At 45.1% G+C, this 19,207-nt stretch carries 16 protein-coding genes; 14 read left to right on the forward strand and 2 right to left on the reverse strand.

All coding sequences use genetic code 11. The features are described 5' to 3' along the window. Position 1: 1 nt before the first annotated feature. The 13 genes from rsmI to HBA50_RS02545 all read left to right on the forward strand — a co-directional run bounded on the left by rsmI (position 2) and on the right by HBA50_RS02545 (position 13,390). Positions 2–868, forward strand: coding sequence for a 16S rRNA (cytidine(1402)-2'-O)-methyltransferase (rsmI, locus tag HBA50_RS02485; RefSeq protein WP_045500845.1), 867 nt, complete (start codon positions 2–4; stop codon positions 866–868). 138 nt (positions 869–1,006) lie between these two features. Further along, entirely contained in the window at positions 1,007–2,098 is a 1,092-nt protein-coding gene (gene serC / locus HBA50_RS02490) for a 3-phosphoserine/phosphohydroxythreonine transaminase (RefSeq protein WP_045500847.1), read from the forward strand. Between the two features lie 12 nt (positions 2,099–2,110). Continuing rightward, positions 2,111–3,286, forward strand: a complete 1,176-nt coding sequence (locus HBA50_RS02495; protein WP_045500849.1) for a 3-phosphoglycerate dehydrogenase family protein — start codon at positions 2,111–2,113, stop codon at positions 3,284–3,286. A gap of 134 nt (positions 3,287–3,420) precedes the next feature. Continuing rightward, positions 3,421–3,774, forward strand: coding sequence for an arsenate reductase family protein (locus HBA50_RS02500; RefSeq protein ID WP_045500851.1), 354 nt, complete (start codon positions 3,421–3,423; stop codon positions 3,772–3,774). Positions 3,775–3,941: 167 nt separating this feature from the next. Then, a complete protein-coding gene (gene msrB, locus HBA50_RS02505) occupies positions 3,942–4,877 on the forward strand; it encodes a peptide-methionine (R)-S-oxide reductase MsrB (protein ID WP_045500853.1) in 936 nt (311 codons plus the stop codon). A gap of 164 nt (positions 4,878–5,041) precedes the next feature. Beyond that, on the forward strand, positions 5,042–5,284 hold the full coding sequence (locus HBA50_RS02510; RefSeq protein WP_005592291.1) for a hypothetical protein: 243 nt from the start codon (positions 5,042–5,044) through the stop codon (positions 5,282–5,284). 196 nt (positions 5,285–5,480) lie between these two features. After that, positions 5,481–7,457, forward strand: coding sequence for a transketolase (gene tkt / locus HBA50_RS02515; RefSeq protein WP_045500856.1), 1,977 nt, complete (start codon positions 5,481–5,483; stop codon positions 7,455–7,457). 118 nt (positions 7,458–7,575) lie between these two features. Beyond that, entirely contained in the window at positions 7,576–7,911 is a 336-nt protein-coding gene (yajC, locus tag HBA50_RS02520) for a preprotein translocase subunit YajC (RefSeq protein WP_005591861.1), read from the forward strand. A 217-nt stretch (positions 7,912–8,128) separates the two neighbouring features. Then, complete coding sequence (gene uppS / locus HBA50_RS02525) at positions 8,129–8,878, forward strand: undecaprenyl pyrophosphate synthase (protein WP_045500858.1); 750 nt, start codon at positions 8,129–8,131, stop codon at positions 8,876–8,878. Positions 8,879–8,893: 15 nt separating this feature from the next. After that, positions 8,894–9,697, forward strand: coding sequence for a phosphatidate cytidylyltransferase (locus HBA50_RS02530; RefSeq protein WP_045500860.1), 804 nt, complete (start codon positions 8,894–8,896; stop codon positions 9,695–9,697). Between the two features lie 70 nt (positions 9,698–9,767). Continuing rightward, positions 9,768–11,024 (forward strand): RIP metalloprotease RseP, encoded by a 1,257-nt coding sequence (gene rseP, locus HBA50_RS02535; protein WP_045500863.1) that lies wholly within the window; start codon positions 9,768–9,770, stop codon positions 11,022–11,024. Between the two features lie 44 nt (positions 11,025–11,068). Beyond that, complete coding sequence (locus HBA50_RS02540; protein ID WP_045500865.1) at positions 11,069–12,919, forward strand: proline--tRNA ligase; 1,851 nt, start codon at positions 11,069–11,071, stop codon at positions 12,917–12,919. 87 nt (positions 12,920–13,006) lie between these two features. Next, a complete protein-coding gene (locus HBA50_RS02545; RefSeq protein ID WP_185760303.1) occupies positions 13,007–13,390 on the forward strand; it encodes a PH domain-containing protein in 384 nt (127 codons plus the stop codon). 100 nt (positions 13,391–13,490) lie between these two features. Here the strand turns inward: HBA50_RS02545 and HBA50_RS02550 are convergent, their stop codons facing one another. Then, positions 13,491–13,958: a hypothetical protein gene (locus HBA50_RS02550; RefSeq protein ID WP_045500869.1), complete on the reverse strand. Its 468-nt coding sequence runs from the start codon at positions 13,956–13,958 to the stop codon at positions 13,491–13,493. A 150-nt stretch (positions 13,959–14,108) separates the two neighbouring features. Next, complete coding sequence (locus HBA50_RS02555; protein ID WP_045500872.1) at positions 14,109–14,651, reverse strand: hypothetical protein; 543 nt, start codon at positions 14,649–14,651, stop codon at positions 14,109–14,111. A 167-nt stretch (positions 14,652–14,818) separates the two neighbouring features. Between HBA50_RS02555 and HBA50_RS02560 the strand changes: the two genes are divergently transcribed. Then, positions 14,819–19,207, forward strand: coding sequence for a PolC-type DNA polymerase III (locus HBA50_RS02560; protein ID WP_045500873.1), 4,389 nt, complete (start codon positions 14,819–14,821; stop codon positions 19,205–19,207).

Here is a 19,207-nt window from a genome sequence, read left to right on the forward strand (position 1 = left end):
AATGCAGATTCAAAAGAGTTTTAAGGGACAGTCGCCTTACGGCAAGCTGTATTTGGTAGCGACTCCCATTGGAAATATGGACGACATGAGCATTCGCATGGTCAATACCCTCAAGGAAGTGGATGTTATTGCGGCTGAAGATACTAGAAATACGGGCCTTCTGCTCAAACACTTTGGGATTGAGACGCGGCAGATCAGCTTCCATGAGCACAATGCTCAAGAAAAGATACCGGTCTTGCTGGACTTGCTCAAGTCAGGGCAAAATCTAGCCCAGGTATCCGATGCTGGCTTGCCTAGCATTTCGGATCCAGGTCATGATTTGGTCAAGGAGGCTATTTCTGAGGACATTGCTGTGGTGACGGTTCCGGGGCCCAGTGCTGGGATTTCCGCTTTGATTGCCAGTGGTTTAGCGCCTCAGCCTCATATTTTTTATGGTTTCTTGCCTCGTAAGTCTGGACAGCAGAAGGAATTTTTCGAGAGTAAAAAGGCTTATCCAGAGACACAGATCTTTTACGAATCTCCCCATAGGGTCAAGGCTACGCTGGAAAATATGTTGGAAGTCTATGGGGACCGCCCGGTGGTCTTGGTTCGGGAATTAACCAAAATCTATGAAGAATACCAACGAGGAAGGATTTCTGAGTTGATAGACTATCTTGCGGAGACTGCACTCAAGGGCGAGTGCCTCCTGATTGTGGCTGGTGCAAGTCTAGAGAAGGAAGACAAAGCGGATGCAGATCTCTTGGCTGAAATTGACAGCTTGGTCCAATCCGGTAGCAAGAAAAATCAGGCTATCAAGGAAGTGGCCAAAAAATACGGGCGTAATAAAAGTCAGCTCTATGCCCTTTATCATGAAGAAGACAGAAACTAGTCCTATTCGACTAGTTTTTTGTTCAAAATCCTCCTTTTGTTCGGGAATTTCCCCAAAAGAAAAATATCTTTGAAAGAATTATAGAAATTTTCTGAACATTGTGATATGATAGACAAAATACATTTTTGGAGGTAGGATATGACCATTTACAATTTTTCTGCTGGACCGGCAGTATTGCCCAAGGAAGTCTTGAAAAAAGCTCAGGCTGAGTTTTTAGACTATGCCCAAAGTGGCATGAGCGTGATGGAGCTGTCCCACCGATCCAAGGAATTTGACGACATTATCAAAGAAGCGGAGAGCTTGCTGCGTGAGCTCATGGCTATTCCGGACAATTACCGCGTGCTCTTCCTGCAGGGGGGAGCTTCTACTCAGTTTTCCATGATTCCCCTTAATCTCGCCAAGGGAGGCAAGGCCTATTACCTAGTAGCCGGATCTTGGGGAAAGAAAGCTTACACAGAGGCAGTCAAGCTGGCTAAGACCGTGCCTTTTGAGCCTATTCTCTTGGCTTCGTCAGAGGACTTAAATTACACGGAAATTCCTTCTTTCGATGAAAAGGAGATTGATCCGCAGGCGGCTTATGTGCACCTGACAACCAATAATACTATCGAAGGAACGGCCATCTACGACCTGCCAGCGACTAATGGCGTGCCGATTGTGGCGGACATGTCTTCTAATATCCTGGCTGCTCAGTACCGAGTAGAGGATTTTGGTTTGATTTATGCTGGGGCTCAGAAGAATATCGGACCTGCCGGCGTGACAGTGGTCATCATTCGTGAGGATTTGCTCAATGATGAGCCTGTTCTGTCTAGTATGCTGGACTACCGCATTCAGGCGGACAATGACTCTCTCTACAATACACCACCAACTTTCGCCATCTATATGGCCAAGCTGGTTTTTGAGTGGGTCAAGGAGCTAGGTGGCGTAGCAGAAATGGAAAAGCGCAATCGTGAAAAATCTGGCCTTTTGTACGACTTCATTGAGCAGTCTGACTTTTACCGCAGTCCAGTCCGTTATAAGGAGCAACGCTCAGTAGCCAATATTCCTTTCGTTTCTCCAAGTCCAGAGCTGGATGCTAAGTTTAACAAAGAGGCCGCAGCAGCAGGCTTCAAGAATATCAAGGGGCACCGCAGCGTGGGCGGCATGAGAGCCAGTCTTTACAATGCTTTTCCGCTCCAAGGTGTCAAGGATTTGATCGCCTTTATGCAGAAATTTGAAGAAGAAAATTCTTAAGAGAGGGAAACTATGGTCTTTAGTGTCAAAACATTTAACAATATCAATCAAATTGGACTCAAGGAGCTGGGCAACGCTTTTCAGATTGACGGAGACAAGTCTGACAATCCGGATGCTTATATTCTGCGCAGTCAAAACCTGCATGGACAGGATTTTCCAAGTAATCTAAAAGCTATTGCGCGGGCAGGTGCAGGAACCAATAATATTCCTGTTGACCAAGCAACAGCTCAGGGAATCGTGGTTTTCAACACACCTGGAGCTAATGCCAATGCGGTGAAAGAAGCTGTCTTGGCTTCTGTCCTCCTGTCAGCGCGTGACTATATCGCAGCTAACAGCTGGGCTAATGGCCTCTCTGGCGACGATGTTCCTAAGCAAGTGGAGGCTGGCAAAAAGCAGTTTGCTGGGACAGAGATTGCAGAGAAGACTTTGGGAGTCATTGGTCTGGGAGCTATCGGCGGCCGTATTGCTAACGATGCCTATCGTCTGGGAATGAATGTCCTTGGCTATGATCCTTATGTATCTATTGAAACAGCTTGGAATATCTCTAGCCATGTCAAGCGGGTAGCAGACATTAAGGAAATCTTTGAAAAGAGCGACTACATAACTATCCATGTGCCCCTGACTGATGATACACGCGCTACTTTTGATCAGCCTGCTTTTGGTCTTATGCAAAAGGGAACAACCCTCATCAACTTTGCTCGTGGCGAGCTGGTGGATAACGTTGCCCTCTTTGAAGCCATAGAAGCTGGTGTTATCAAGCGCTATATCACAGACTTTGGTGTGGAAGAGCTACTCCGTCATCCGCAGATTACAGTCTTTCCGCATCTGGGCGGATCAACCGAAGAAGCTGAGCTTAACTGTGCCATCATGGCCGGCAAGACTATTCGTCGCTTCATGGAAACGGGAGAGATTATCAACTCAGTGAATTTCCCTAATGTCCGTCAGGCACTCTCAGCGCCTTATCGGATTACCCTGATTAATAAAAATGTACCGAATATTGTAGCTCGGATTTCAACGGCGGTCAGTGATTTGAATATCAATATCGACAATATCATCAATCGTTCCAAGGGTGATTATGCTTATACTTTGCTGGATCTGGATGAGTCGGACGAAGGTAAGATTCAGGAGCTGGTTGATAAATTTGAGAATAGCGACAATATTGTGCGCGTGCGTTTGATTAAAAAATAATCGAAAATAGAGGTGTTTCTTCATGGAATGCGTCTGTATCAGCCGATGAGCCTTTCGCTTGTCGGCTTTTTCTGACGATCCTTGGCTTGACAAGAAGAAGCTAGCTGGGCTATCATAGGGACGGAGGAAAAACAATGTTACAATTTATCGAATACCCAAAATGCTCTACCTGCCGCAAGGCCAAGGCTGAGCTCAATCAATTAGGAGTGGACTTTGAAGCGGTAGATATTGTCCAAAATACACCTAGCCGGGACCAGCTCCTAGACTGGATTCAGAACTCGGACTTTGAGCTCAAGGCTTTTTTCAATACTAGTGGTCTCAAATACCGTGAACTGCGTCTCAAAGAAAAAGTTCCGGATATGACAGCTCAGGAAGCTGCTGATTTATTATCGACAGACGGCATGCTGATTAAGCGACCACTGCTAGTCCAAGATGATCGGATTGTGCAAGTTGGTTACCGAACAGAATACAAAGAACTAAATCTTTAGTCCAAGATGGGAAATTTCCTGTCTTTTTATATTTTGCTGAAACAATTGAATTTGGCTAATCCATAGAGGCGCAGTATTTGATATGATTTCTAAGAAAGTCCCAATCAAAATCCTATAAAAGTTCTTCTTTTTATGAGAAAATAGAGGAAAAGATTGGAGGGATGTTTATGGCAGAAATTTATCTAGCGGGCGGTTGTTTCTGGGGCTTGGAGGAATATTTTTCTCGGATTGAAGGCGTTGAGGAGACGACAGTAGGCTATGCCAATGGACAAGTAGAGTCCACCAACTACCAGCTCATTCACCAGACGGACCATGCGGAGACGGTGCACTTGATTTATGACGAAGAAAAAATCAGCCTGCGGGAAATTTTGCTCTACTATTTCCGAGTCATTGACCCCTTATCTATCAACAAACAGGGTAATGATATTGGCCGTCAGTATCGGACAGGTGTTTACTATGTCCGTGAGGAAGATCGCACCACTATCGAGCAGGTTTTTGCTGAACAGGAGGAGCAATTAGGACAAAAGTTGGCTGTAGAGCTAGAGCCCTTGCGCCATTATATCTTGGCCGAGGATTATCATCAGGATTATCTCAAGAAAAATCCGACGGGTTATTGCCATATCAATGTCAAGGATGCTGAGCAGCCCTTGGTAGATGCGGGCCATTATCCTAAGCCTAGTCAGCAGCAACTCAAAGCAGTGCTAAGTGAGGAGCAGTATCAGGTGACCCAGCAGAGCGCAACGGAGCGCCCCTTCCATAATGCTTACAACGCGACTTTTGAGGCAGGGGTTTATGTTGATGTGACAACTGGCGAACCACTCTTTTTTGCGGCTGACAAGTTTGAATCTGGTTGTGGCTGGCCTAGTTTTGCCCGTCCTATCGCTCGCGAGGTTATCAAATATTATCAAGATTTGAGCCATGGCATGGAGCGAATCGAAGTACGGAGTCGTTCAGGAAATGCCCATCTGGGTCACGTCTTTACCGATGGTCCGCAGGAGTTAGGTGGCCTGCGCTATTGCATCAATTCAGCAGCTCTGCGATTTATTCCCAGAGAGCAAATGGAAGAGGAAGGCTACGGCTACCTGCTACCCTATATGGACTAATACTCATTTTTGTCGCTTGTCAACCTTTTCAAAATCTAGCTAAACTAGACAGAAATAATCAGCCAATTTCCTCTTTTCTAACGCTCCAAGCATTTATATATGTAAATACCATAGAAAAGTGTATAATGGTTAGGAAAAGATAAATGTTATGGAAGGAATGCAAAATGGAGAAATTGGATATTACTACAATGTCTGATTATAAAAAGGTAGAAGCTGTTATTCAATTACTAATCGATGGAGTTTTGACCAGCTATCGTGTGGCGACAGATGCCAATATCAGCAAAATGAGCATCTTGACACTGGTCAAAGGTAGCAGCAAGATTAAGAATATTACTTATCAAACGGCTATTGCTCTGATTAATTGGTACGAAGAAAATCATGAAAAATATGGTATTACTATTCAATAAGTAGCCGATTTTACAGGGAAATATATAACTAGAATTCTATGAGTGCTTGCTTGTGGGATTCTTTTACTGAAGGAAAGAATAGCCTTTCCATTATTGCAGGAAAGGCAAAAATTTCATATAATGGAAATAAGAAAAATGAGCGTAGGAATGTCTGCTGGTTGTAGCAGCCCGCTAAATTTTTTATAAGGAGAATTCAATGTCACAATTATCTGTTAATGCCATTCGCTTTTTAGGAATTGACGCAATTGAAAAGTCTAAGTCAGGTCACCCTGGTGTCGTGATGGGTGCTGCGCCAATGGCTTACGACCTATTTACTAAACAACTGCGTATCAATCCAGAAGAGCCAAATTGGATTAACCGCGATCGCTTCGTTCTGTCTGCAGGACACGGCTCTATGTTGCTTTATGCCTTGCTCCATCTGTCTGGCTTTAAAGATGTCAGCATGGAGGAAATCAAAAACTTCCGCCAATGGGGCTCTAAGACACCAGGTCACCCAGAGTTTGGTCATACGGCTGGAGTTGATGCGACGACTGGACCATTGGGACAAGGGATTTCTACAGCGACTGGATTTGCTCAGGCAGAGCGTTTCTTGGCTGCCAAGTATAATCGTGAAGGCTACCCGATTTTTGACCATTACACTTATGTCATCTGTGGTGATGGCGATTTGATGGAGGGAGTTTCAGCTGAGGCGGCTTCTTACGCTGGCCTGCAAAAGCTGGACAAGTTGGTTGTTCTCTACGATTCAAATGATATCAACTTGGATGGGGAAACTAAGGATTCCTTTACAGAAAATGTTCGTGCCCGCTATGAAGCCTATGGTTGGCATACTGCTTTAGTCGAAGACGGAACGGATATTGCAGCGATTGATGCAGCTATCAATGAAGCGAAAGCTTCTGGCAAGCCATCTTTGATTGAAGTTAAGACGGTTATCGGTTACGGTTCTCCAAACAAGCAAGGAACCAATGCAGTTCATGGTGCTCCTTTAGGAGCAGAAGAAGCGGAAGCCACACGTCAAGCCTTGGGTTGGGACTATGCGCCATTTGAGATTCCTGAGGAAGTCTATGCAGATTACCGTACAAATGTGGCAGAGCGTGGTGCAGCGGCATACGATGCTTGGAAACAGCTGGTAGAGGACTACAAGCAAGCCCATCCAGAATTGGCAGCAGAAGTAACAGCTATCATTGCTGGTCAGGATCCAGTAGAAATCAAACCAGAAGACTTCCCAGTGCTTGAAAATGGCTTCTCTCAAGCGACTCGTAATTCTAGTCAGGATGCCCTCAATGCAGCAGCTAAGGTGCTTCCAACTTTTCTCGGCGGTTCTGCTGACTTGGCTCATTCTAATATGACCTATATCAAGGAGGATGGCCTGCAAGATGATGCCCACCGTCTCAACCGCAATATCCAATTTGGTGTGCGCGAGTTTGCTATGGGAACAATTCTCAACGGTATGGCGCTTCATGGTGGACTTCGCGTTTACGGTGGTACCTTCTTCGTCTTCTCAGATTATGTTAAGGCAGCTGTCCGTTTGTCTGCTCTGCAAGGTTTGCCAGTGACTTATGTCTTCACTCACGATTCAATTGCGGTTGGTGAAGACGGTCCGACTCATGAGCCGATTGAGCACTTGGCTGGTCTGCGTGCGATTCCAAACTTGACTGTCCTTCGCCCAGCAGATGCACGTGAAACCCAGGCAGCTTGGTATTTAGCCCTTAAGAGCCAATCTACTCCGACTGCTCTGGTCTTGACCCGTCAAAATCTGACAGTCGAAGAAGGCACAGACTTTGACAAGGTCGCTAAAGGTGCTTATGTAGTCTACGAAACAGGAGCAGATTTCGATACTATCTTGTTGGCTTCTGGTTCTGAGGTTAATTTGGCTGTTGCAGCTGCTAAAGCACTTGCAGCAGAAGGCGCTAAAATCCGCGTGGTCAGCGTGCCATCAACAGAGCTTTTTGACGCTCAAGATGCAGCCTACAAAGAAGAAATTCTGCCAAATGCAGTTCGTCGCCGTGTAGCGATTGAGATGGCAGCTAGCCAGCCTTGGTACAAGTATGTCGGTCTAGACGGTGCAGTTATCGGAATCGACCAGTTCGGTGCATCTGCTCCAGCAGGCAAGGTTCTGGAAGAATACGGCTTTACAGTTGAGCACGTAGCAGAAGTTGTTAAAAATCTTGAATAAAAGACATAAAGTCAGGGTGCTAGGCATCCTGATTTTTTTGGAAAATATTTTCCTGCCTTGTCAAACGGGCCAAAATCTGCTATAGTAATTAGTAGATGAATTCCAAAGGAGAAGAGAAATGAATCCAACAATGATGATTATTTTTTTTGTTGTACTAGTAGGGATGATGTATTTCCAAGTACGGACACAGAAAAAGCAAGCTGAAAAACGTATGGAAAGCCTTAATAAACTGCAAAAAGGCTATGAAGTCATTACTATTGGTGGTCTTTACGGGACTGTTGATGAAGTTGATTCAGAGCGTAAGACTGTTGTCTTGGACGTAGACGGTGTTTTCTTGACATTTGAATTAGCAGCCATTAAGACTGTTTTGCCACTGACAGAGGGTATCCCAGCTGCTGCGGGAGTGGAAGGTGATATCGCTGTATCTGATGAAGATACTGCAATTGAAGAATAGAATATAGGACAGTCTAGAGGCTGTCTTTTTTATTTTAAGGACATATTGTAAACTCATCTTTTACAATATTATAGTTGTGCGATACAAGCGAAACCTGCCTGCATATACTACCAGCTATTCATCATCAGCTCTGATAGACGAAAAATCAGCTCTCCTGCCCACATTTAAAGGATTTATGATATAATGAAATGATAAAACTTTAAATAGGATAAAAAATATGTTTAGTTTTAAGAAAAAAGAAAAGCTCGATGAGGCCTTGCTTGTTCCCAAGCATATAGGCATTATCATGGATGGCAATGGTCGTTGGGCTAAAAAACGTATGCAGCCGCGCGTCTTTGGACATAAGGCAGGTATGGAAGCCTTGCAAGAAGTGACGATTGCAGCTAAGGAGATGGGTGTGCAGGTCTTGACAGTCTATGCCTTTTCAACGGAAAACTGGACGCGACCAGAAAAAGAAGTGTCCTTCATTATGAATTTGCCGGTTGAGTTTTATGACCGCTATGTGCCAGAATTACACAGAAACAATGTAAAAATTCAAATGATTGGCGACACGAAGCGACTTCCTAAAGCAACCTTTGAGGCCTTGGAGAAGGCTGAGGAGCTGACTCGCTTGAATACGGGGTTGATTTTGAATTTCGCCCTGAACTATGGCGGCCGAGCTGAAATCAATCAAGCGGTTCAGAAGCTTGCCCAAGATGTTTTAGATGCGAAAGTTCAGCCAGCAGATATTACAGAGGAAATGCTTGGAGATTACCTCTATACCAGCAGTTTGCCTGCAAGTTTACGGGATCCTGACTTGGTTATTCGTACGAGTGGCGAGCTGCGCCTTAGCAATTTCCTGCCTTGGCAGACAGCTTATAGCGAGTTGTATTTTACAGATATCCTTTGGCCGGATTTCGATGAGAGGGCTTTGAAGGATGCGGTTGTAGAGTATAATCGTCGCAATCGACGCTTTGGCGGTGTATAAAGGAGGGAGAAAAAGATGAGTTTAGATTTACAAAGACGTCTTCTTTTTGGAGGAATTGCTCTAGCAATTTTTATTCCTCTAGTGAAGATGGGAGGGATTCCCTTCCAGATCAGTGTTGGCCTTCTAGCTATGCTAGCAGTGCATGAATTGCTTAAGATGAAGGGGCTTCCGACAGCGACCTTAGAGGGCGGATTGGCTATGCTGGCAGCTTTCGTCTTGACCCTGCCACTTGAAAATTACTTGAAGTTTTTGCCCGTGGATGGCAATGTGATGGCTTATGGCTTGGTTGTTTTCGTCTTGCTAGGAGCGACTGTTTTAGGTTCCTCTTATAGCTTTGAAGATGCGGCTTATCCGATTGCTTCTAGTTTTTATGTTGGTCTAGGCTTTAATGCTTTGATCGATGCCCGTTTGGTGAATGTGGACAAGGTTTTGCTGGCTCTCTTTATCGTCTGGGCGACAGACAGTGGAGCCTACCTGGTTGGTACTCGCTACGGACGGAGAAAATTATTGCCAAAGATATCGCCAAATAAAACCATTGAAGGCAGTTTAGGAGGCATTATCTCAGCGGTGCTGGTTTCTGCGATTTTTATGTCTGTCCGTCCACAAGTTGCCACTCCATATAGCTTTGTGACCATGCTGCTCTTGACAGTTGTCTTTAGTATTGCTGGCCAATTCGGTGATTTGGTAGAGAGCGCTATTAAGCGTCACTTTGGTGTCAAAGACTCAGGGAAGTTTATTCCTGGGCATGGCGGTGTTTTGGATCGCTTTGATAGCTTGCTTTTTGTCTTTCCACTGATGCACCTCTTTGGCCTGTTCTAAGGAGTTTGGTGGCCAAGCAGCCGAAAGCCTTCTTGGCTTAATGAACAATCTTAAGAGAAAGATTAGACTTATGCAGATTATTACATTTATTATTATTTTTGGGATCATCGTGGTGGTTCATGAGTTTGGACATTTCTACTTTGCCAAAAAATCAGGCATTCTAGTTCGTGAGTTTGCCATTGGGATGGGTCCGAAAATCTTTGCTCATATTGGCAAGGATGGAACAGCCTATACGATTCGGATTCTGCCGCTCGGTGGTTATGTCCGCATGGCTGGCTGGGGCGAGGATTCGACAGAAATCAAAACAGGTACGCCAGCTAGTCTGACCTTGAATGAAGATGGGAAAGTCGTCCGCATCAATCTGTCTGGCAAGAAAATCGATCAGACAGCTCTGCCTATGAATGTGATCAGTTTTGATTTTGAAGAAAAGCTGGAGATTACAGGGCTGGTCTTAGATGAGACCAAGACTTATTCTGTTGATCACGATGCGACCATTGTTGAGGAAGACGGAACGGAAGTTCGGATTGCTCCGCTGGATGTCCAGTATCAAAATGCGACTATTTGGGGACGACTCATCACCAATTTTGCTGGCCCCATGAATAATTTCATTTTGAGCATTCTAGTTTTCATGCTCTTGGCCTTTCTTCAAGGCGGTGTCCAAGATGAAAATAGCAATCATTTTCGGGTGCTAGAAGGTAGCGCTGTTGCCAAGGCAGGGGTGAAAAGCAATGACCAGATTCTGAAAGTCAACAATTATGAGATTGCAAACTGGGACGACCTAACCAAAGCCGTGTCAGCAGCGACGAAGGATAAGGCAGATGCACCAACATTGACCATCACTTATAAGAGTGACGGTCAGACTCGTAAAGTGGACATTGAGCCTAAAAAAGAGGGTGACCGCTATCTATTGGATGTTTCACCTGCTATCAAGACTGGTTTTTGGGACAAGGTAGTCGGAGGCTTTACCGCTACTTGGACGACTACAGGTCGGATTTTGACAGCCTTGAAAGATTTGATTTTTAACTTTAATTTAAATAAATTGGGCGGTCCAGTTGCTATTTATAATGTCAGCAGTCAGGCAGCTCAGCAAGGTCTGCCGGCTATTCTGAGTCTCTTAGCTATGCTGTCTCTTAATATCGGGATCTTTAATTTAATTCCGATTCCGGCTTTGGACGGTGGAAAAATTGTCCTCAATATCCTTGAGGCTATCCGTCGCAAACCCTTGAAACGGGAAACAGAAAGCTATGTTACCCTCGCAGGGGTAGCTGTCATGGTTGTCCTCATGATCGCTGTGACTTGGAATGATATTATGAAATTGTTCTTCTAACATTTAAAAAATTGAAAAATATTCTATGAAGGAGTTTTGTTTTTATGAAACAAAGTAAAATGCTAATCCCAACGCTGCGCGAAATGCCAAGCGATGCTCAGGTTATCAGCCACGCCCTTATGTTGCGGGCTGGCTATGTTCGCCAAGTTTCTGCGGGAGTTTACTCTTACCTGCCACTGGCTAACCGTGTTATTGAAAAAGCTAAAAAAATCATGCGGGAAGAGTTTGATAAGATTGGTGCAGTTGAAATGCTGGCGCCTGCCCTGCTTAGTGCAGATCTCTGGCGCGAGTCAGGTCGTTACGAGACCTACGGTGAAGACCTCTACAAGCTGAAAAATCGCGAAAAATCAGACTTTATCTTAGGTCCGACACACGAAGAGACCTTCACTTCCATTGTCCGTGATTCTGTTAAATCTTACAAGCAATTGCCACTCAATCTCTATCAAATCCAACCTAAGTACCGCGACGAAAAACGTCCACGTAACGGCCTTCTTCGTACTCGTGAGTTTATCATGAAAGACGGTTATAGTTTCCATGCCAACTATGATAGTTTGGATGTAACTTATGATGAGTACAAATCAGCCTATGAGAAAATCTTCACTCGCAGCGAGCTAGATTTCAAAGCCATTATCGGTGACGGTGGTGCCATGGGTGGTAAGGACAGCCAAGAATTTATGGCAATCACACCTGCTCGTACAGATCTTGACCGTTGGGTCGTTTTGGATAAGTCAGTTGCCTCGTTTGATGAAATTCCTGCAGAAGTACAAGAAGAAATCAAGGCAGAATTGCTTAAATGGATGGTTTCTGGGGAAGATACCATTGCCTACTCTAGCGAGTCTAGCTATGCAGCCAACCTAGAAATGGCAACCAATGCTTACAAACCAAACAAAAAAGTAGTGACTGAAGCAGAGTTGGTGCGTGTAGAAACTCCTGACTGCAAGACCATTGATGAGGTAGCAGCTTTCCTACAAGTTGATACAGAAGAAACAATTAAGACCTTGGTTTACATGGCTGATGAAAAGCCTGTCGTAGCCCTCCTTGTCGGCAATGACCAACTCAACGAAGTCAAGCTGAAAAATCATCTGGGAGCTGATTTCTTTGAAGTCGCTAGTGAAGAGGATGTTCGTCAGATCTTGGGCGCAGGCTTTGGCTCACTAGGCCCAGTCAATCTGCCAGAAGATGTGACCATTATCGCAGACCGTAGAGTCCAAGACCTTTCTAACGCTGTAGCAGGAGCCAATGAAGATGGCTACCACCTGACTGGTGTTAATCCAGGCCGTGATTTTAGCCCTGAATATGTGGATATCCGCGAAGTTCGTGAAGGTGAAGTGTCTCCAGACGGTCAAGGTATCCTCAAGTTTGCTCGTGGGATCGAGATTGGGCACATCTTCAAGCTGGGAACACGCTACTCTGACAGTATGAATGCCAATGTCTTGGACGAAAATGGCCGTGCAGTGCCGATGATTATGGGCTGCTATGGTATCGGTGTCAGCCGTCTCCTCTCTGCTGTTATGGAGCAACACGCTCGTCTCTTTGTCAATAAAACTCCTAAGGGTGAATTCCGCTATGCTTGGGGTATCAACTTCCCTAAAGAACTGGCACCATTTGACGTTCACCTGATTCCGGTCAATGTCAAGGATGAGGAAGCTCTTGCTCTGACTGACCAAATCGAGGCTAACTTGTTAAACGCTGGTTATGAAGTCTTGGTGGATGATCGCAATGAGCGTGCGGGTGTTAAATTTAGCGACAGCGATTTGATTGGTCTCCCAATCCGTGTGACAGTTGGTAAGAAAGCCGCAGAAGGCATCGTCGAAGTCAAGATTAAGGCTACGGGTGATACCATTGAAGTCCATGCTGATAATCTGCTAGAAACTCTGTCTATTTTGACAAAATAAAAACAACTGCCAGTTTTGTCTGGCAGTTTTCTTTTGCTTATTGGACCTGAAAATGCTATAGTAGGGAAAAATGGATTGGAGGAATGAATGATGGGATTATTCAGTGGTTTATTGGGCAATGCTTCTCAGAAAGATATTGAAAAAACAGAAAGAGAATTGGAGAATATTCTGACGCCAGCAGAAAATGTGGAGTTGGCTTTCAGTCTTATTCGTGACTTGATTGTCTTTACAGATAAGCGCTTGATTTTGGTGGACAAGCAGGGAGTGACAGGTAAGAAAACGGCTTATAAGTCTTATCCTTATCGCTCCATTTCTCGTTTTTCAGTGGAAACGGCTGGCCACTTTGACCTAGACGCTGAGCTGAAAATCTGGGTTTCCAGTGCTGAGGAACCAGCCGAAACCTTAACCTTCCGAAGTGATAAAAGTGTCATTGCCATCCAAAAAGCGCTGGCGGAAGCAGTATTGAGATAAAAAGCGGTTTCAACCGCTTTTTTTGCAAACAAAAACTAACCATAGCTTATTAGCTTGGTTAGTTCATAAATAAAGTTTGACGATCTGGAATACTTCCTATCTAGTTGTCTTCACTAGGGAAAGTTTCACCAAAATGCAGCTCAGAGTATGGAGTTTCAAAATGACCTCCGTCATAAGTTACCTTGACTGAAGTTATTCCAAAGTCAACGATTATTGGTTTTGTAGCTGTTATAAAGACATAGCGATTAGCGTTTTGTTTTATATCATAGACTTTTGCTGCTCCGTAAATGGAATCGGAAGCATAGATATCTCCATTTTTAGTCGATTTGCTTATTTCAATGGTCTTCTTAACAGGAGAGTAGGATAGATTATAAGCTTCTTTTTTTCCAATGCCTTGTGTAATAAAAGTTTCGTTGTCATCACTTTTAGCTTGAAAGTGAATAAAATTTTTATCAAAACTTTTCTGAGCGTTGTTCATAACGAGAAATACATTTACTCCCCATGCAGCTAAGCCCAAAATAAGAAGAGAAGCGATACCAATAAAAACAGTTTTTTTAGTTAAGCGCATAAAAGCTCCTTGAAAATCATGCTATTGGAGAAGTGAAAGCCAATAGCTTGCTCTAAAAAATTTTTTCTACGTTTTTTCTTGCTGGTGAACTAAGGACTTGGCTAGCAAGACAGGATAGTTTCTAAAGTAAAAAATAAGTCAGAAAAGATTTCATTCTTCTGTGAATCCTTGAGATAGCAGAAAAGCAAAGAAATCTTCGGGCTTTTCCTTAAGTTTTTTGAATAGGTTATCTTTAGTTGTTTCCCCTAAAGCAGCCATGACTTGTTTTTCTTTTGCTTTGCTGAGATCAAAGTGGGCAACTTGTGCAACGGTTTTCTTGTCCTCTGAAACTTTGACTTCAAGTGTGACTCCATCTAACTTGCTGAATTTATCATAAAAGTCACCAGCTTTTAATTCTTCTTGATAAATGTTGCTGATTTCTTCAGGACTCTTACTTTGTTCGTCCTCTTGAGTCGGTTTCGTAGCCATAAAATCGAAGGCTCGAATCTTATCTTTTTGATAATAAGCGACAATTTTATTATTGTATCCGTTAGGCATGTTGTAAGCAAAAGTCTTAGTTTTTACTTTCTCTTCTTTTTTTGGCTTGCTTTGGCTCTGACTTTGGTTGGGTTTGTTTTCGTGCTTAGTTTGCTTAGGCATGCTGCAGGCAGTCAAAGCCAGCAGACAGGCGCTAGCTAGTAAAATTTTCTTCACAGTTAAGACTCCTTTTGATAAATGTTTTTTCTATTATATCATAACTTAGTTTTAAGACAAGAAAACATATAAATATATAGACGTCAACAACTTTACTCCGCTCTTTTTCTATCGAAAAAAGTGCTGATTTATGGTAAAATAGGGTCACTACTGTACGAGGAAATGTCATGTCAAACAAGTTTGAAATTTTAATGCATCAACTGGATATGCCACTGGAAATGAGAAATTCAGAGGCCTTTTTGAATGCTGAAATTGAGAAAGTTCTGGTCCATAAGGTTAGTCGGGTCTGGGAGTTTCATTTTTCTTTTGCGAATATCCTGCCCATTGAGATTTTTCGGGAATTGCAGAAGCGCTTAGCTCAAGAGTTTTCTAAGACAGGTAATCAAGCTGTTTTTGAAATTCATTGTCAGACTCCTCAGGTGTCGGATGAGCTCTTACAGGCTTATTACCGGCTGGCCTTCGAGGAAGGTCCATGTGCCAGTCATGGCTTCAAGAGCCTGTATCAGGATTTGCGGGTCCATTTGGATGGGGACAAGCTGCTGATTGAGGGGGCTTCGACCATTGATACGGAGCATTTTCGTAAGAATCACCTGCCCAATCTCAGTCGTCAGCTGGTCAAGTACGGCTTTCCACATCTGACCTGTCAGGTTCAGCACAGCGATGAGCTGACCCAGCAGCAAGCAGAGAATTTCCAGGCGGAGAATGATAAGATTGTCCAGGCGGCCAATGAAGAAGCACTAAAAGCCATGGAATCCCTGCAGCAGATGGCGCCGCCGCCAGAGGAAAAGCCAGTCTATGACTTCCAAGCTCGCAAGGCTGCGGCTAAACCAAATCTGGATAAGGCAGAGATTACTCCTATGATTGAAGTTCAGACTGAGGAAAATCGTCTGGTCTTCGAGGGAATGGTCTTTGACTTAGAGCAGAAGGTCACTCGGACAGGCCGGGTCTTGCTCAACTTCAAGATGACAGACTATACCTCCAGCTTCTCCTTACAGAAATGGATGAAAAACGAAGAAGAAGCCAAGAAGTTTGACATGATTAAGAAAGGCGCCTGGCTGCGCGTGCGGGGAAATGTGGAGATGAACAATTTCACCCGCGACCTGACCATGAATGTGCAGGATGTCCAGGAAGTTACCCACTATGAGCGCAAAGACTTGATGCCTGAGGGGCAGAAGCGGGTTGAGTTTCACGCCCATACCAATATGTCTACTATGGATGCCCTGCCTGAGGTAGAGAAAATTGTTGCAACAGCGGCCAAGTGGGGCCACAAGGCTGTCGCTATTACCGACCATGGCAATGTGCAGAGTTTTCCCCATGGCTACAAGGCTGCCAAGAAAGCTGGTATCCAGCTGATTTACGGTATGGAGGCCAATATTGTAGAAGACCGGGTGCCCATCGTCTACAATGAAGTGGACATGGAGATGAGCGATGCGACCTATGTAGTCTTTGACGTGGAAACGACAGGCCTTTCAGCGGTTTACAATGACTTGATTCAAGTTGCTGCCAGCAAGATGCACAAGGGCAATATCATCGCTGAGTTTGATGAGTTTATCAATCCTGGGCATCCCCTGTCGGCCTTTACTACGGACTTGACTGGGATTACAGATGAGCATGTCCGCAATGCCAAACCGCTAGAGCAAGTGCTGAAAGAGTTTCAGGAATTTTGCCAGGACAGTGTCCTCGTTGCCCATAATGCCACCTTTGACGTGGGCTTTATGAATGTCAATTATGAGCGTCATGGCCTGCCGAAAATTACCCAGCCGGTCATTGACACGCTGGAATTTGCCCGCAATCTCTATCCAGAATACAAGCGTCATGGTCTAGGGCCTTTGACCAAGCGTTTCCAGATTGCTCTGGAGCACCACCACATGGCTAACTATGACGCGGAAGCGACGGGCCGCCTCCTCTTTATCTTTATCAAGGATGTGGCTGAAAAGCATGGTGTGACCAATCTCAAGGATTTGAATACGGATCTGGTCGATGAGAATTCCTACAAGAAGGCTCGGGTCAAACATGCGACCATTTATGTGAAAAATCAGACGGGGCTCAAGAATATTTTCAAACTAGTCAGTCTGTCCAATACTAAATATTTTGAAGGTGTCCCGCGGATCCCACGGACCGTGCTGGATGCCCATCGTGAAGGACTGATTTTAGGCTCAGCCTGTTCAGAAGGTGAAGTCTATGATGCCGTTGTCTCTCAGGGGGTGGATGCGGCTGTCGAAGTGGCCAAGTATTATGACTTTATCGAGGTCATGCCACCAGCTATCTATGAGCCGCTGATTGCCAAGGAGCAGATCAAGGACCAGGAAGAACTGCAGACCATTATTCGCAATCTGATTGAGGTCGGCGATCGCTTGGGCAAGCCTGTCCTTGCGACGGGGAATGTCCACTATATTGAGCCGGAAGAAGAAATCTATCGGGAGATTATCGTCCGCAGTCTGGGTCAGGGAGCCATGATTAACCGGACTATTGGCCACGGTGAAAATGCCCAGCCAGCTCCGCTTCCTAAGGCTCACTTCCGGACCACCAATGAGATGCTGGACGAATTTGCATTCTTGGGTGAGGACTTGGCTAAGAAGCTGGTCATCACCAATCCGAATCAGCTGGCGGAAACCTTTGAGCCGGTCGAGGTAGTCAAGGGTGACCTCTATACACCTTTCATTGACAAGGCCGAGGAGACAGTTGCCGAGCTGACCTATCAAAAGGCCTTTGAGATTTATGGCAATCCGCTGCCAGATATCGTAGACTTGCGGATTGAAAAAGAGCTGACTTCTATCTTGGGGAATGGTTTTGCCGTGATTTATCTGGCTTCTCAGATGCTGGTGCAACGATCCAATGAGCGGGGTTATCTGGTAGGTTCACGGGGGTCTGTCGGATCCAGCTTTGTCGCGACCATGATTGGGATTACCGAAGTTAATCCTCTGTCACCCCACTATGTCTGTGGCAAATGTCAATACAGCGAGTTCATCACGGATGGATCTTATGGTTCTGGCTTTGATATGCCGGATAAGGACTGTCCAGAATGTGGTCACAAGCTGAGCAAGAATGGTCAGGATATTCCTTTTGAGACCTTCCTTGGATTTGACGGGGACAAGGTACCTGATATTGATTTGAACTTCTCGGGGGAAGATCAGCCTAGCGCTCACTTGGATGTGCGTGATATTTTTGGTGAGGAGTATGCATTTCGGGCTGGAACCGTTGGTACCGTTGCGGCTAAGACGGCTTATGGATTTGTCAAGGGCTACGAGCGCGACTATGGGAAGTTCTACCGAGACGCCGAAGTTGAGCGTTTGGCGCAGGGAGCCGCTGGAGTCAAGCGGACGACTGGACAACACCCGGGCGGAATCGTTGTAATCCCTAACTACATGGATGTTTATGACTTTACACCGGTCCAATATCCAGCTGACGATGTGACGGCCGAGTGGCAGACCACCCACTTCAACTTCCATGATATTGATGAAAATGTTCTCAAGCTAGACGTTCTGGGACACGATGATCCGACCATGATTCGGAAGCTTCAGGACTTGTCTGGCATTGATCCAAATGACATTCCTATGGATGATGCCGGTGTCATGGCCCTCTTTTCTGGAACAGACATTTTGGGGGTGACTCAGGAGCAAATCGGTACGCCGACTGGTATGCTGGGGATTCCGGAGTTTGGGACCAATTTTGTACGGGGCATGGTTGATGAGACCCATCCGACGACCTTTGCTGAGCTCTTACAGCTATCTGGTCTCTCTCATGGTACGGACGTTTGGCTGGGCAATGCTCAAGACTTGATCAAGCAAGGGATTGCTGACCTGTCCACCGTTATCGGCTGTCGGGACGACATCATGGTTTACCTCATGCACAAAGGCTTGGATCCTAAGATTGCCTTTACGATCATGGAGCGCGTGCGGAAGGGCCTTTGGCTGAAGATTTCTGAAGAAGAGCGTAACAGCTACATCGCAGCTATGAAGGAAAATAATGTGCCAGAATGGTACATTGAGTCCTGTGGAAAGATCAAGTACATGTTTCCCAAGGCCCATGCAGCAGCCTACGTTATGATGGCCCTGCGGGTAGCCTACTTCAAGGTGCATCATCCGATTTATTACTATTGTGCTTATTTCTCCATCCGGGCTAAGGCCTTTGATATCAAGACTATGAGTGGTGGCCTTGATGCCGTCAAACGCCGGATGAGCGAAATCGCTGAAAAGCGCAAGAACAACGAAGCTTCCAATGTAGAAATTGACCTTTATACGACTCTGGAAATCGTCAATGAAATGCTGGAGCGGGGCTTCAAATTCGGCAAGCTAGATCTTTACAAGAGCCACGCGACCGAGTTTCTCATCGAAGGAGATACCCTTATCCCGCCTTTCTCTACCATGGACGGTCTGGGTGATAACGTTGCCCGCCAATTAGTTAGAGCGCGGGAAGAAGGTGAATTCCTTTCTAAGACGGAGCTCCGCAAGCGTGGCGGTCTCTCTAGCACCCTAGTTGAAAAAATGGACGACATGGGCATTCTGGGTAATATGCCAGAGGATAACCAGTTGAGTTTGTTTGATGAGTTTTTCTAA

It is taken from the genome of Streptococcus cristatus ATCC 51100 (genome assembly GCF_011612585.1).
GTDB classification, from domain to species: Bacteria; Bacillota; Bacilli; order Lactobacillales; family Streptococcaceae; genus Streptococcus; species Streptococcus cristatus_H.

What these genes read in the sequence shown, in the direction of transcription:
- HBA50_RS02500 (WP_045500851.1), top strand. Translation starts at nt 3,421, where the DNA reads ATGTTACAATTTATCGAATACCCAAAATGCTCTACCTGCCGCAAGGCC.
- HBA50_RS02495 (WP_045500849.1), top strand. Translation starts at nt 2,111, where the DNA reads ATGGTCTTTAGTGTCAAAACATTTAACAATATCAATCAAATTGGACTC.
- msrB (WP_045500853.1), top strand. Translation starts at nt 3,942, where the DNA reads ATGGCAGAAATTTATCTAGCGGGCGGTTGTTTCTGGGGCTTGGAGGAA.
- rseP (WP_045500863.1), top strand. Translation starts at nt 9,768, where the DNA reads ATGCAGATTATTACATTTATTATTATTTTTGGGATCATCGTGGTGGTT.
- yajC (WP_005591861.1), top strand. Translation starts at nt 7,576, where the DNA reads ATGAATCCAACAATGATGATTATTTTTTTTGTTGTACTAGTAGGGATG.
- HBA50_RS02530 (WP_045500860.1), top strand. Translation starts at nt 8,894, where the DNA reads ATGAGTTTAGATTTACAAAGACGTCTTCTTTTTGGAGGAATTGCTCTA.
- tkt (WP_045500856.1), top strand. Translation starts at nt 5,481, where the DNA reads ATGTCACAATTATCTGTTAATGCCATTCGCTTTTTAGGAATTGACGCA.
- HBA50_RS02510 (WP_005592291.1), top strand. Translation starts at nt 5,042, where the DNA reads ATGGAGAAATTGGATATTACTACAATGTCTGATTATAAAAAGGTAGAA.
- rsmI (WP_045500845.1), top strand. Translation starts at nt 2, where the DNA reads ATGCAGATTCAAAAGAGTTTTAAGGGACAGTCGCCTTACGGCAAGCTG.
- HBA50_RS02540 (WP_045500865.1), top strand. Translation starts at nt 11,069, where the DNA reads ATGAAACAAAGTAAAATGCTAATCCCAACGCTGCGCGAAATGCCAAGC.
- HBA50_RS02560 (WP_045500873.1), top strand. Translation starts at nt 14,819, where the DNA reads ATGTCAAACAAGTTTGAAATTTTAATGCATCAACTGGATATGCCACTG.
- uppS (WP_045500858.1), top strand. Translation starts at nt 8,129, where the DNA reads ATGTTTAGTTTTAAGAAAAAAGAAAAGCTCGATGAGGCCTTGCTTGTT.
- HBA50_RS02545 (WP_185760303.1), top strand. Translation starts at nt 13,007, where the DNA reads ATGATGGGATTATTCAGTGGTTTATTGGGCAATGCTTCTCAGAAAGAT.
- HBA50_RS02550 (WP_045500869.1), bottom strand. Translation starts at nt 13,958, where the DNA reads ATGCGCTTAACTAAAAAAACTGTTTTTATTGGTATCGCTTCTCTTCTT.
- serC (WP_045500847.1), top strand. Translation starts at nt 1,007, where the DNA reads ATGACCATTTACAATTTTTCTGCTGGACCGGCAGTATTGCCCAAGGAA.